Raw genomic sequence first — 13634 nt, forward strand, 5'->3', positions numbered from 1 at the left:
GGTCTGGTCTGATTAAGTGCCGCAAAAGCACTCCAGTCAAGGTCGCTGCCAACCTGCGAAGCACTTTGCCGACATTGCGCCCTGCGGGCCGCCGAACGGTAGGCCGCAGGGGCGCAGAAACGCCGTTACAGCTCCGCCGCAGCGCCCTTGGCCGCCGGTACATGATCAGCCTGCACCAGGCCAGCAGCCGGCACCGCTGCCTTCGGCCGGATCAGACTGAAATCGATCAAGCTCTTCGGTTTCAGCGGATCACCGATCAGCAGCGGGCGCTCCTGGAACTGCGCATTGACCAGGCTTTTGCTCGGCTCGTACTCGTCGAAGCGCAAGCGGGCCAGATCCGCCAGGGTGTGGATGAAGTGTTCGCTGCTGTAGGGCCGCCCTAGCGCATCGGCAAAACCACGCGGGTCACTCTCGCGCCATTGCGGGGAACGCCAGAGGATGAACGGCACGGTGTACATCGGCGCGGTGGGCCGCCCTTCATTGCGCCCAAGGATATCCGCAGCCGGGGCATCGAACACCGCTTCGCCATGGTCCGACAGGTAGAGCAGGAAGCTGCGCTGCTGCTGGCTGTCGAGGTTCTTGATCAGGCTGGCAACCACATGATCGTTGTACAGCACGGCATTGTCGTAGCTGTTGTAGGTCGGCAACTGATCCTCGGTGACCGTGGCCGGCACGCCTTGCGCGTCGTTGAAACGCTCGAAGCTCTCGGGATAGCGGAAGCGGTAGCGCATGTGCGTGCCGAGCAGATGCACCACGATGAATTTACGCGGCGCCGGGTCGGACAGCATCTTGCCGAAAGGCGCCAGCACGTCGCCGTCGTACTGGCGGGCGTTCTGGTTGCGACTGTTGTTCAGATAGACCTGCTCATCGGCCTGCTTGGAGAAGGTGGTGAGCATGGTGTTGCGCTCGGTCAGGGTCTGCTGGTTGGTGATCCAGAAGGTCTTGTAGCCGGCCTGTTTCATCAGGTTGAGCACCGATGGCGTGCTCAGGTAGGCGTCGGGGTTCTGCTGGTCGGCAAAGGTCAGCACCTGCTGCAGGGCCTCGATAGTATAGGGCCGCGGCGTGACCACGTTGTCGAACACATCCAGCTGGCCGCGCAGGGCATCCAGCTCCGGCGTGGTCTGTCGCGGGTAGCCGTACAGGCTCATGCGCTGGCGGTTGGTCGACTCGCCGATGACCAGCACCAGGGTCGCTGGCGGGCTGCCGGCCAGATCCTGGAGATTGCGCAGTGGCGGTACCGCCGCGTTGCTGGCCAGCCAAGACTGCATCTGCTCAAGCTGCTCGCGATACTTGCCATAGCCCATCACCAGCTGCCAGGGCACTGCCGGCTGCATGCGGGTTTGCAAGTGCTCGACCGCCTCGCTCCAGCTGTCCTTCTCCGCGTATTCCTTGCTCAATGGATAGCCCAGCACCAGCAGCACCAGCAGCAGCGGTGCTGCTACCCGCCAACGTTGCGGAAAATACACGGGACGCAGGCGGCGCCATAACAGCACGGCACCAAGACCGTAGGCGAGGAAGGCAGGAACCATCCACCAGACGAAGTAATGCGCCATGTACTCGCTGCCTTCACTCACGTTCGATTCGAACATGATGAAGATCACGCTCTGCGAGAACTCCTGGCCGTAGATCAGGAAATAGCCGAAGGCAACCAGCGAAGTCAGCCACAGCACTGCACCGAGAACGGCAGCGATAAGCCGCGCCCACTGCGGAAACAGCAGCAAGGGCGCCAGCCAGATGGTGCTCATCAGCAAGGCCTGGCGAAAACCGCTGAAACCGGCGCCATCGCCGAGCAGGATCAGCAGATGGGTCACCCCGGAGAAATACCAGAAGAACAGGTACATCCAGCCCAGGCCAGCCCAGTCAGGACGACTACCTTTGCGCATAATCTCGCCAACTTGCGCCATGCTTGCTCTGCCAGAAGATAAAGAGGTCGCCGCATAGTGCGACGATGCATGTGAAAACCCTGTCAAAAGGCCATTACCGAGGTCTGACCACTGGGTCAGTCAGGTAAAATCGGCACGCCAACCCCATGGAACTGACATGCCTCCCGCCCCCCTGATCACCGTGGTCATCGCCACCTACAATCGCCCAGACGTTCTCAGCCATACCCTGCACTCGGTTCTGCAACAGACCGAACAACGCTGGCGACTGTTGCTGATCGGCGATCATTGCGATGAACGCACCCAGGCCGTAGTCGATACATTCGACGATCCGCGCATCCACTACATCAACTTGCCTGCGCGCTGTGGTGAACAGGCCGGTCCCAACTCGGTGGGCCTGTTGCTGGCGGATAGCGAATACGTGGCACTGCTCAACCATGACGATCTCTGGCTGCCCGACCACCTGCAGATAAGCCTGGCGTGCCTACAGGACTCCGGCGCCGAACTCTGCGTCGCACGGGCCGCCTTTGCTCACGCGCACGAAGATCCAGCTGAAACGGATAACCGACCGCGCTTTACCGAAGCCAACCCGGTGCAGCGCGCCATGCGCCATGCCTACACCGGCAACCCTTGCATGTTCGAACCTTGCAGCGCCTGGCTGATGCGGCGCGAACTGATTAGCCGGGTCGGTGCGTGGCGCTCAGGCCGCCAGCTCTACAGAACTACGTTGCAAGACTGGCTGATGCGCGCCTGGCGTGCTGACGCCCGACTGTGCTGCAGCGAGCCGATCAGCGTGATCAAGTTCAACACCCACCACCGGGTCAATGCCCTACCCACCAGGCAGCTCGCCTATACCTGGGGCAATCGGGAACATGACGCCGTGAGTGAACTGATGTCGACTGTCTCGCTCGATGCCCTGCGCACGCTGATCAATACGGATATTCAGCTCAGCCAGGCAGACAACCCGGATATGCGCGACCCGTTCGAGATGCTGCGCAAGCCACCCAGCCGATTGGCCGCAATCGCCGGCAGAATTCTGCTCTCGCGGCCTGCCGCCTGGTTCTACCGGCTTACCGGCCGCGATGGCTTCAGCCTGTATGCCCGCTATTGGGGCAACCCGCGTGGCAGCCTGCTGGAAAGCCTCAGCCGAGCACGCACCGGCGAAGCCATGCCACCCACCTACGACCTGACTGCCCTGCTGGCCCATGCTCAAAAGGAACTGCACCACCATGCCCGTCGCCAACCACAATAACGCGCTCAATTGCGCAGAGGATTGGCTGCTGGCCTGCCAACAGAACTCCGCCCTGCGGGTCAGTCCGATTACCTGGGCAGAGTGCGACTCCTGGCACCTATCTGCCAGCGCCATCGAGCATCAGAGCGGCGGCTTCTTCTCGATTCGCGCCCTGGCCAGCACGGCCTGCCCAGGGCTGGCAGCCGCGCACGCCCAGCCCATGATCAACCAGCCGGAAATCGGCATTCTTGGCTTTCTACTCAGACGTAATGGAGAGACGGTCGAGTGGTTGCTACAAGCCAAGACCGAACCCGGCAACCAGGGCGGCACGCAACTCGCACCCTCGGTGCAAGCGACCGAAAGCAACTACAAGCAGCGCCATGGTGGGGCCGCCACGCCCTATCTGGATATCTTCCTGAATCCTGGCCCGCATCGGGTGCTGGCCAATGTGCTCGGTTCGGAACAGGGCAGCCGCTTCATCGGCAAGTACAACCGCAATATGTCCATCCTCTTGCAGGAAGACATTGACGCCCTACCCTGCAGCAACCTGCGCTGGTATCCGAGCCAGGTACTGAGAGCCTTTCTGCTGAAGGATTTCATCCTCAATACCGATGCCCGCTCGTCATTGTTCTGCGGCGACTGGAGCATGCTGGCAGAGAGCAAGGAGCCGTTCGCCGATACGCAATCGGAGTTCACACGCAGCCTGGCGAACTCCTATCACCATCCGCACAGCCGCCTCGCGACCACCCTGGACTGGCTCAGCGACTTGCGCCAAGGACCACGCCCCGAAGTCCGCGAGATACCGCTTGCACAACTCTCCAGCTGGCATGCAAGCGAAGAGCGCCTGGCCCACATGACGGCCGACGACTTCGAAGTCCGCCCTTACCGGGTGTTCACCCGCGACCGGGAAGTCGAGCGCTGGAGCCAGCCGCTGGTCATGGGCAAACGCACCAACCAGGCCATTCTCTATTGCCAGGAACAGGATGGTGTCCTGCACTTCCTGCTACGCGCATCCTGGGAGCTTGGCTTCAAGGAAGCGTTCCAGTTGGGGCCAAGCTGGCAAAGCGACGCCATGGCCGAGCAGGCCGGCAGTGTCGAGGCACTCCTGGAGGATGAGCGCATCACCACGCTCTGTCAGATTCAGCAGTCCGATGAAGGTGGACGCTTTATCAACAGCATCTGCACCTACCGACTGAGCCTGCTGCCACCTGCCGTTGAGCTGCCCGCAGAGCCGCACTACCGCTGGCTCACACTGGCGGACCTGCATGCCATGCGCAGCCTGCAAGGTTTGCTGACCAATGAGGCACGCAGCCTGCTGTCGATGCTGCTGGCCTGGGCCTAAAGCCACTCAGGTGAGCAAGACACCCAGGCCTGACGAATTAATCCAGGCCTGACAACCTCAGCTCACTCCAGATGAAAGTGCGCGGTGTTCTGCGCCAGGCTGCGGCTGCCTTCGCTCAGGCGGTCGGCCACGCCGTGTACGGCCTGGGCGCCATCGAGCAGGCGCGCGGCGGCCTGGTCGACCTGCTGGATATTGCCGCTGACCTCCTCGGCCGTCGCCGCCTGCTGCTCCACCGCCGTAGCGATCTGGGTGAGCATGTCGCTAACCCGCTGCACCGCGCTGGCGATCTCGCCCAGGTGCTCGCCCAGCTCGGTGACCGCGCCGGCATCCACCTCGGCCTGGCCGCACGCCGCCTGCATCAACTCGACCGACTGCACGGCCACGCGCTGCAGGCTTTCCACCGTGGCGCTGATCTCACGGGTCGACTCCTGGGTGCGTTGCGACAGACTGCGCACCTCATCGGCAACCACGGCAAAGCCGCGACCCTGCTCGCCAGCCCGTGCCGCCTCGATGGCGGCGTTGAGAGCGAGCAGGTTGGTCTGCTCAGCGATGCCCTTGATCACGTCGACCACCCGGTTGATCTGCTGGGCCTGTTCGCGCAGCTCGCCGAGCGCCGTGGCGGCATCACCGAGCTGGCGGGTCAGCTGATGCATGCTGGCCGTGGTCTGCACGCTGCGCTGGTTGCTGGCCTCGGCCACATGGCGGGTCTGGGTGGCGTCTTGGGCGGCCATTTCGCAGTTCTCCGCCACGCTCTGCGCGGTAGCGGCCATCTGCGTGGCGGCCGCGGCGATCTGACTGACCTGCTGTTGTTGCTGTTCCACCGCGCACAGCGCCACCTGGGCCTGGTCGCTGAGGACAACGACCGTATCGCCCAGCTCGGCTGTCTCCTGGTTGACCCCCTGCAACGAACCACGCAACTGCGCCACCGCGTCATTGAGCGCCACGCCGATCAACGCCAGCTCATCCTGGCCATGCACGGTGACATGGCTACGCAGGTCGCCATCGCGCAACTGCTGCGCCAGCGAGGTGATGCGCGCGGCACTGGCGCGAATCGAAGCCTGCAGGCAGAGCAAGGCATACAACGCCAGCACCACCATGATCGTGAAGGCGCCGAGGGTCAGAATCAGCGCACGCAGGGCCTGCGCCCGATACTGTTGCAGGCGCTGGTCGAGCGCCACCAGGGTGGCCTCCTGCAAGCGGGCGATATGCGCCTGGGTGGCATCCATGCCCTGCTCGAAACTGGCTACGTCGAGGCTGATGCCGCCATCGCCATACATCTTCTGATCGAGCTGCTGGAGCCAGTCGTCGAGCCCGGCCAGGCTCTGTGTATAGCTCTCCTTCCAGGCTGCCAGGGACTTGGGCAACTTGCCCTCGAGGTTTTCGCCGAACTTGCCCAGCTGCTGGCGCGACTCACCAGTGGCGCTGCGGATCTCACGTAGCTGCAAACGGCTCTGCAGGCTGAACTGGCCAGCGGCTACCGCCCCCTGGCCCACGCTGGCCAGCACGCCCAGTTGTTGCTGCAGGCGCGGTGCGCCCTGGGTGGACATCTGCATCAGCAGGTAGGTTTCCAGCCAGGGGTCGAGAATCAGCCCGCTCTCGGTGGCGACCTGCTCGCGCAGGCTGACCAGTTGCTGCAAGGCCAGGGTGAAACGGTCATAGGCATCCGGCCACCAACCGACACTGCTCAACGCCTGGCCGCCGAGACCTTCGCGCAAGCCCTGCAGGGCCTGCAGGCGTTCAGTGACATGGCTGCTGGCAGCCTCGTCAGCGAGCACCTGCTGCAGCTGCTGCAGCGCCTCGTCCAGCCCCGCTTCACCCTGCTGCAAGCGGGTCAGCGCGGCCTGGGTTTCGGCACTGGCTTGGCGATTGCGCTCGGTGGCCTTCCAGCGCGCGGTCAGGTTGCGCTGGGCCACCAGCGCCAGCTCGACCCGATCCAGCGCCTGCAGCTGACGCACCCCGGCGCGCTCGCCATCGACCACCCAGAGCTTCTCCAGGTAGGTCTGGCCAATCACCCAGGCGGCATAGGTCAGCGGCAGAATGAACATCAGCGCCAGCAACTGGAACTTGCGGGCGAAACGGAAGCACTCAAGCGTGCGCATCCCCGGCTTCAATAACGCGTTCATCGCCGAACTCCTCAATCAGACGAACCTGCGGAGCGCTGGAGCCAGCAATTGCCGAGCCAGGCGCCACACACCCCGAGACTATTCGATAGCTATCGCCAGCCTCGCCGACTTCATGAGTGAAACGATAGAAGCAATGCGTCATAAACCTGAAGAAATGCGCCATGCGGTGCTTTTTCCGCACAGAAACGACAACGCCCCCGCAGGCAGGGCCGGCGGGGGCGTTGAGTGCAGCGTTTAGCTAGAAGTTACTTCTTGCTGTGGCGCTTGCGGTCGGTTTCGCTGAGGAACTTCTTGCGCAGACGGATCGACTTCGGCGTGACTTCGACCAGCTCGTCGTCATCGATGAACTCCAGGGCCTGCTCAAGGGTGAACTTGATCGGCGGCACCAGGGCGATGGTTTCGTCTTTGCCGGAAGCACGCATGTTGTCGAGCTTCTTGCCTTTGGTGGGGTTGATCACCAGGTCGTTGTCACGGCTGTTGATACCGCACAGCTGGCCTTCGTAGATTTCCTGGCCCGGCTCAAGGAACAGCTTGCCGCGATCCTGCAGGGTTTCCAGCGAGTAGGTCAGGGCTTTACCGGTGGCCATGGAGACCAGTACGCCGTTCTGGCGGTGGCCGACTTCACCGGACTTGATCGGGCCGTAGTGGCTGAAGGTCGAAGTCAGGATGCCGCTGCCCGAGGTCATGGTCAGGAAGGAGTTACGGAAACCGATCAGGCCGCGAGCCGGAATGGTGTACTCCAGGCGGATACGACCCTTGCCATCCGGCACCATGTTGGTCAGATCACCCTTGCGCAGGCCCATCTGCTCCATCAGAGCACCCTGGTGGGTTTCTTCGATGTCGACGATGACGTTTTCGTAGGGTTCCTGCTTAACGCCGTCGACTTCCTTGATCACCACTTCCGGACGGCCTACAGCCATCTCGAAGCCTTCGCGGCGCATGGTTTCGATCAGTACCGAGAGGTGCAATTCGCCACGGCCGGAGACCTTGAACTTGTCGGCGCTGTCGCCTTCCTGCACGCGCAGGGCAACGTTGTGCAGCAGCTCTTTTTCCAGGCGCTCCTTGATGTTGCGGCTGGTGACGAACTTGCCTTCTTTACCGCAGAACGGCGAGTCGTTGACCTGGAAGGTCATGGAAACGGTCGGCTCGTCGACGGACAGCGGCGGCAGGGCTTCGACGTTGTTCATGTCGCACAGGGTGTCGGAGATGTACAGCTCGTCCATGCCGCTGACGCAGACGATGTCGCCAGCCTGGGCTTCGCCGACTTCGACGCGGTGCAGGCCGGAGTGACCCATGATCTTCAGGATACGGCCCTGACGCTTCTTGCCGTCGGCGCCGATGGCCACCACCGGGGTGTTGGTCTTGACGCTGCCGCGAGCGATGCGGCCGATACCGATTACACCGAGGAAGCTGTTGTAGTCCAGCTGGGAAATCTGCATCTGGAACGGGCCGTCGATGTCGACTTTCGGCGACGGTACGTGATCGACGACAGCCTGGAACAGGGCGTCCATGTGGTCGTCCATCTTCTCGTGGTCCAGACCAGCGATGCCGTTCAGGGCGCTGGCATAGACGATCGGGAAGTCCAGCTGCTCTTCGGTGGCACCGAGGTTGTCGAACAGGTCGAAAATCTGGTCAACGACCCAATCCGGACGCGCGCCCGGACGGTCAATCTTGTTGATCACCACGATCGGACGCAGGCCGGCCTTGAACGCCTTCTGGGTCACGAAACGGGTTTGCGGCATCGGGCCGTCTTGGGCGTCGACCACCAGCAGTACGGAGTCAACCATCGACATCACGCGCTCTACTTCACCGCCGAAGTCGGCGTGGCCGGGGGTGTCAACGATGTTGATGTCGTAGCCGTTCCACTTCAGGGCGGTGTTCTTCGCCAGAATGGTGATGCCACGCTCTTTTTCCTGGTCGTTGGAGTCCATCACGCGCTCGGATTCCAGCTCTTTGCGGTCGAGGGTGCCGGACAGGCGCAGCAGTTTGTCTACCAGGGTGGTTTTGCCATGGTCGACGTGGGCGATGATGGCGATGTTACGGAGATTTTCGATCACGGATGTCGTCTCGATTGATGATTCTGAAGTCGTTGGCGGCGCAGTTTACGCAGCCTGGATGAATGGCGGGTGAATGCGCGGCCGGTCGGGAGGGCGATGACGGATGCTGCCGCCCAGCAGGCCCGCGCGCTTAATGCGGGCGATAGACGCGAACATTGGCATGCCCCTCGCTCAGTAGATGGTGGGCATGCAGGCGACTCATCACGCCCTTGTCGCAATACAGCAGGTACTGGCGTGTTTCATCCAGACCCTTGAAGCGATTGTTCAGCGCGTAGAACGGCAGGGTTTGCACCTCGATGCCGGGCAGCGTAAGCGGTTCGTCCTCGGCGGCATCCGGATGGCGGATATCGAGAACGATCTGCCCGGCCAGCGCCTCGGCCACTTCTTCGACCTGCAGATCCTGACCCAGCGCGTCGATCACCTTGTCCACCGTCACGCGCGTCGCGCGCTCCAGGGCGCGCTCGAGGATGGCCATATCGAAATGGCTTTCTTCGTGCTCGATACGCCCCGGCTTGGCTCGGGTGGTCGGGTTGACCGAGATCACCCCGCAGTACTCGGGCATGTTCTTGGCGTACTCGGCCGTGCCGATGGCGGTGGCGGTGTCGATGATGTCCTGCTTGTGCGCGGCGATCAGCGGGCGCAGCACCAGGGTGTCGGTGACCGAGTCGATCACCGAGAGATTCGGCAGAGTCTGGCTGGAGACCTGGCTGATCGCCTCGCCAGTCACCAGCGCGTCGATGTTCAGCTCCGCAGCGATGCGGCTGGCAGCACGCAGCATCATGCGCTTGAGGATCACGCCCATCTGGCTGTTGTCGACCTTGCCAAGGATCTCGCCGAGCACTTCCTCGAACGGCACGCTAATAAACAGCACGCGGTGCGAGCTGCCGAACTTCTGCCACAGGTGGTGGGCCACTTCCATCACGCCCAGCTCGTGAGCGCGGCCGCCGAGGTTGAAGAAGCAGAAGTGGGTGAGCAGGCCGCGACGCATCATCTGGTAGGCGGCGACGGTGGAGTCGAAGCCGCCGGACATCAGCACCAGGGTCTGCTCGATGGAGCCCAGCGGATAGCCGCCCAGGCCTTCGTGCTGGGCATGGATGATCAGCAGGCGCTCGTAGCGCACCTCGAAACGCACTTCGGCCTCGGGCTGCTTGAGGTCGATGCCGGCGGCACCGCACTCGACACGCAGGCGACTGCCGACGTGGCTGGCCAGTTCCATCGAGGAAAAGTCATGGGTATTGCCGGCGCGCTTGCAGCGCACCGCGAAAATCTTGCCGGGCAGTTGGGCCCCGAAATGCGCGCGGCATTTCTCGAAGGTGTCATCGAAGTCGACGTAGGGGTATTCGTGCACTTCGAGGAAGTGGGCGATACCCGGCGTGCTGCGCAGACGCTCGAACATCTCTGCCTGAATCTTCGGTTCGCGCACCTGGCTGATCAGGTCAAGGTTGTCCCACTCGCCCTGCACCTCCAGCTCGGGGTCCAGGTCACGCAGCACCGTGCGGATGTTCTTCGCCAGCTGGCGGATGAACTGCTTGCGCACCGGCCGGCTCTTGATAGTGATTTCCGCGAAGGGTTTGACGATGAGTTTCATGGGACAGCGCGTACGCCAGGCAACCAAAAAAGAGGGGCGCGGATTATAGCGGAAATTGCTCAAGGTTTAACCAAAAACAATAAGGCACTTTATTAAAATCCCAAAATGGTGCACCGCAATAATTCAAAGACCCAAAATGGTGCATGCAACTGTATAAATAATCGCCACAACCCGCGAAAACCCTGAGTTATGGGCCGCACACCCATTCCGGGGCACTGGCACGCAATTTGCTCCCTTGTGAGGCAGGTTGCTATGGCGGACTATCCCGCCGGGCTTCACCGAACTTTTGAGGGCTCACCTTTCGAGCCTTATCCACCTGGAGGACAGCATGTCGAAGTCGATTCAACTGATCAAAGAACACGACGTGAAGTGGGTAGACCTGCGCTTCACTGACACCAAGGGTAAGCAACACCACGTGACCATGCCGGCCCGTGACGCCCTGGACGACGAATTTTTCGAAGTCGGCAAAATGTTCGATGGCTCGTCCATCCATGGCTGGAAAGGCATCGAAGCCTCCGACATGATCCTGCTGCCGGTTGACGACACCGCTGTACTGGACCCGTTCACCGAAGAACCGACCCTGATCCTGGTCTGCGACATCATCGAGCCGAGCACCATGCAAGGCTACGACCGCGACCCGCGCTCGATCGCCAAGCGCGCCGAGGAATACCTGAAGACCACCGGTATCGGTGACACCGTATTCGTAGGCCCGGAGCCTGAGTTCTTCATCTTCGACGAAGTGAAGTTCAAGTCCGACATCTCCGGCTCCATGTTCAAGATCTTCTCCGAGCAGGGTTCCTGGAACACCGACGCCGACATCGAAGGCGGCAACAAGGGCCACCGTCCGGCCGTCAAAGGTGGTTACTTCCCGGTTCCGCCGTGCGACCACGACCACGAAATCCGTACTGCCATGTGTAATGCCATGGAAGAAATGGGCCTGGTCATCGAAGTTCACCACCACGAAGTGGCGACTGCCGGTCAGAACGAAATCGGCGTGAAGTTCAACACCCTGGTCAACAAGGCTGACGAAGTTCAGACCCTGAAGTACTGCGTGCACAACGTGGCTGACGCCTACGGCAAAACCGCTACCTTCATGCCGAAGCCGCTGTACGGCGACAACGGTTCGGGTATGCACGTGCACCTGTCGATCGCCAAAGACGGCAAGAACACCTTCGCTGGTGAAGGCTATGCCGGCCTGTCCGACACCGCCCTGTACTTCATCGGCGGCATCATCAAGCACGGTAAGGCCCTGAACGGCTTCACCAACCCGTCGACCAACTCCTACAAGCGTCTGGTCCCGGGCTTCGAAGCTCCGGTCATGCTGGCCTACTCGGCGCGCAACCGTTCCGCCTCGATCCGTATCCCGTACGTTTCCAGCCCGAAAGCCCGCCGCATCGAAGCGCGCTTCCCGGATCCGGCTGCCAACCCGTACCTGGCCTTCGCAGCTCTGCTGATGGCCGGTCTGGACGGTATCCAGAACAAGATCCACCCCGGCGACGCTGCCGACAAGAACCTGTACGACCTGCCGCCGGAAGAAGCTGCCAACATCCCGCAAGTATGCGGCAGCCTGAAAGAAGCGCTGGAAGAACTGGATAAAGGTCGCGCGTTCCTGACCAAGGGCGGCGTTTTCACCGACGACTTCATCGATGCCTACATCGAGCTGAAATCCGAAGAAGAAATCAAAGTTCGCACCTTCGTACACCCGCTGGAATACGACCTGTACTACAGCGTCTAAGCTAGCCGCGTGATGAAAAGGCCTCCTTCGGGAGGCCTTTTTTTGCGCCACGGCAGGCGTCGCCTCGTAGTAGCGGCTTTAGCCGCGAACCAGACTTCAGCCCCGCCCCACTCTTGATTCCGCGCGCATTAGGAATGAAGCGCGGACTTACTGTAGGAGCCAGCTTGCTGGCGATCAGAGGGCGAAAGACATCGCCAGCAAGCTGACTCCTACCGAGTACCTGCAACGCTCAATCTCTTGCGGGGCCAATCTATAACGCCTGGTCACCATACAGGACATCACCTTTTTCTTGCGCCGCAACACGCTGGCAAAGCCGCGTGCTTGCCAGCTAGCCCTACAGATGCAAGGCTTAGGCACAGCTCACCCGGGAGTACACCGATGCGCCTGCTCACCGCCTGCCTGCTTTGCGCCATCGCGCTGCCTGCTGCCGCGCAGATCTACAAGTACACCGACGCCAACGGCAACACGGTGTTCACCAACCAGCCACCGGAAGGCCAGGCCGCGGAAGCCGTCGAACTGCCACCGACCAATACCGTCGAGTCGCAACCGCCAGGTGTCGTCGAACCGCAAGAAACCGCCGCCGCCACTGGCGCGGCCTACCAGGTGCTGCAACTCACCGACATTCCCAGCGATGAGGCGCTGCGTGCCAATAACGGCACCTTCACCGTTGGCGTGGACATCGCCCCGCGGCTGCAGGCCGGCCATCAGCTGCGTCTGCTGCTGGACGGCCAGCCTTATGGCCAGGCCAGCAACGTCACCCGCCTGCAACTGGTCAACATCGACCGTGGCGAGCACAGCCTGGCCGTCGAGGTGCTGAGTGGCGACAAGCAGATCCAGCAAAGCCCGGCCGTGACCTTCACCGTGCAACGGGTCAACACCAGCAGCCCGGCGCTGCGCCCACCACCACCGAAGCCCCCCGAAGCCTAAGCCAGCCCCGTGACCCAACCCTGCCACGCGAGCAAACCTGACACCATGTATCGCCTGTTTTTCTGCCTGCTGCTCTGCTGTACCGGCCTGCCCACGCAGGCCGGCGTGTACACCTACATCGACGCCGACGGCAATCGCGTGTTCACCGACCAGCCACCATCCGGACAGGCCCAACGCATCGAGATGGCCCCGTCGAACAGCATGGGCGGCAGCGCCACTCCGCCGCCCGTGCCGCTGACCATGGAAGAGCCCAAGGCTCCGGTTTACCAACTGCTGCGCATCATCATTCCCGAACCCGATGCCACCATCATCGAGCCGAGCGGCGACCTGATCGTCACCGCCAGCAGCGAACCCACGCTCCTGCCGGGACACAACTATCGCCTGCAACTGGATGGCCAGCCTGTTGGCGCGCCGGGGCGCAGCCCGGTATTCCCGCTCAAGAATATCGACCGCGGCACCCACCAGATTTCCGTGGAAATCCTCGATGCCGATGGCCGTATCCTCGAGCGTACCCCCAGCCAACCCTTCCACCTCAAGCGCATCTCCCTGGCGCAGAAGCGCCAGGCCAACCCATGCAAGAAAGCCGACTACGGCGTGCGCCCGGAATGCCCGCTCAAGGACAAGCCGAAAGATCCGCCCAAGGACATTCCGCTGGTCCCCTTCATCTAAATCTCCCGCCGCTGCGCGCACTCCGGCGCGCACAGCACCCTAAGCAAGGGCGACTTAAAACTCGCGCCTCATCTGCGCCGGA

At 62.1% G+C, this 13634-nt stretch carries 10 protein-coding genes and 1 pseudogene; 5 read left to right on the forward strand and 6 right to left on the reverse strand.

Annotation, left to right across the window (positions count from 1 at the left end):
- Positions 1–125: 125 nt before the first annotated feature.
- Positions 126–1883: a phosphoethanolamine transferase CptA gene (cptA, locus tag LRS11_RS03250; RefSeq protein ID WP_260495490.1), complete on the reverse strand. Its 1758-nt coding sequence runs from the start codon at positions 1881–1883 to the stop codon at positions 126–128.
- A 157-nt stretch (positions 1884–2040) separates the two neighbouring features.
- Here cptA and LRS11_RS03255 point away from each other — a divergent pair, with 157 nt between their 5' ends.
- Both LRS11_RS03255 and LRS11_RS03260 read left to right on the forward strand, forming a co-directional pair.
- Positions 2041–3132 carry a glycosyltransferase family 2 protein gene (locus tag LRS11_RS03255; protein WP_260495491.1) on the forward strand — a complete coding sequence of 364 codons (1092 nt, stop codon included), beginning with the start codon at positions 2041–2043 and terminating at the stop codon, positions 3130–3132.
- Positions 3110–4453 (forward strand): NDP-hexose 2,3-dehydratase family protein, encoded by a 1344-nt coding sequence (locus LRS11_RS03260; protein ID WP_260495492.1) that lies wholly within the window; start codon positions 3110–3112, stop codon positions 4451–4453. Before LRS11_RS03255 ends, LRS11_RS03260 begins: the two co-directional genes overlap by 23 nt.
- Positions 4454–4515: 62 nt before the next feature.
- Here the strand turns inward: LRS11_RS03260 and LRS11_RS22405 are convergent, their stop codons facing one another.
- The 5 genes and pseudogenes from LRS11_RS22405 to thiI all read right to left on the reverse strand — a co-directional run bounded on the left by LRS11_RS22405 (position 4516) and on the right by thiI (position 10221).
- On the reverse strand, positions 4516–5223 hold the full coding sequence (locus tag LRS11_RS22405) for a methyl-accepting chemotaxis protein (protein ID WP_409519800.1): 708 nt from the start codon (positions 5221–5223) through the stop codon (positions 4516–4518).
- A 153-nt stretch (positions 5224–5376) separates the two neighbouring features.
- Positions 5377–6576, reverse strand: a pseudogene (locus LRS11_RS22410) (HAMP domain-containing protein); the annotation flags it as partial.
- Positions 6539–6739, reverse strand: a complete 201-nt coding sequence (locus LRS11_RS03270) for a hypothetical protein (RefSeq protein ID WP_260495494.1) — start codon at positions 6737–6739, stop codon at positions 6539–6541. The gene LRS11_RS03270 and the pseudogene LRS11_RS22410, both read right to left, overlap by 38 nt.
- An 82-nt stretch (positions 6740–6821) precedes the next feature.
- Positions 6822–8633: a translational GTPase TypA gene (typA, locus tag LRS11_RS03275; RefSeq protein ID WP_260495495.1), complete on the reverse strand. Its 1812-nt coding sequence runs from the start codon at positions 8631–8633 to the stop codon at positions 6822–6824.
- Between the two features lie 130 nt (positions 8634–8763).
- Positions 8764–10221, reverse strand: a complete 1458-nt coding sequence (gene thiI, locus LRS11_RS03280) for a tRNA uracil 4-sulfurtransferase ThiI (RefSeq protein ID WP_260495496.1) — start codon at positions 10219–10221, stop codon at positions 8764–8766.
- Positions 10222–10549: 328 nt separating this feature from the next.
- On the opposite strand from thiI, the gene glnA reads away from it, so the two are divergent.
- The 3 genes from glnA (at position 10550) to LRS11_RS03295 (ending at position 13552) form a co-directional block, all read left to right on the forward strand.
- Positions 10550–11956 carry a glutamate--ammonia ligase gene (glnA, locus tag LRS11_RS03285; RefSeq protein ID WP_260495497.1) on the forward strand — a complete coding sequence of 469 codons (1407 nt, stop codon included), beginning with the start codon at positions 10550–10552 and terminating at the stop codon, positions 11954–11956.
- 378 nt (positions 11957–12334) lie between these two features.
- The gene (locus LRS11_RS03290) at positions 12335–12883 is read left to right on the forward strand and encodes a DUF4124 domain-containing protein (RefSeq protein WP_260495498.1); all 549 of its coding nucleotides are present in this window, start codon (positions 12335–12337) and stop codon (positions 12881–12883) included.
- A gap of 45 nt (positions 12884–12928) precedes the next feature.
- On the forward strand, positions 12929–13552 hold the full coding sequence (locus LRS11_RS03295) for a DUF4124 domain-containing protein (RefSeq protein ID WP_260495499.1): 624 nt from the start codon (positions 12929–12931) through the stop codon (positions 13550–13552).
- The last annotated feature ends 82 nt before the right edge of the window (positions 13553–13634 follow it).

It is taken from the genome of Pseudomonas sp. J452, from assembly GCF_024666525.1.
GTDB lineage: Bacteria > Pseudomonadota > Gammaproteobacteria > Pseudomonadales > Pseudomonadaceae > Aquipseudomonas.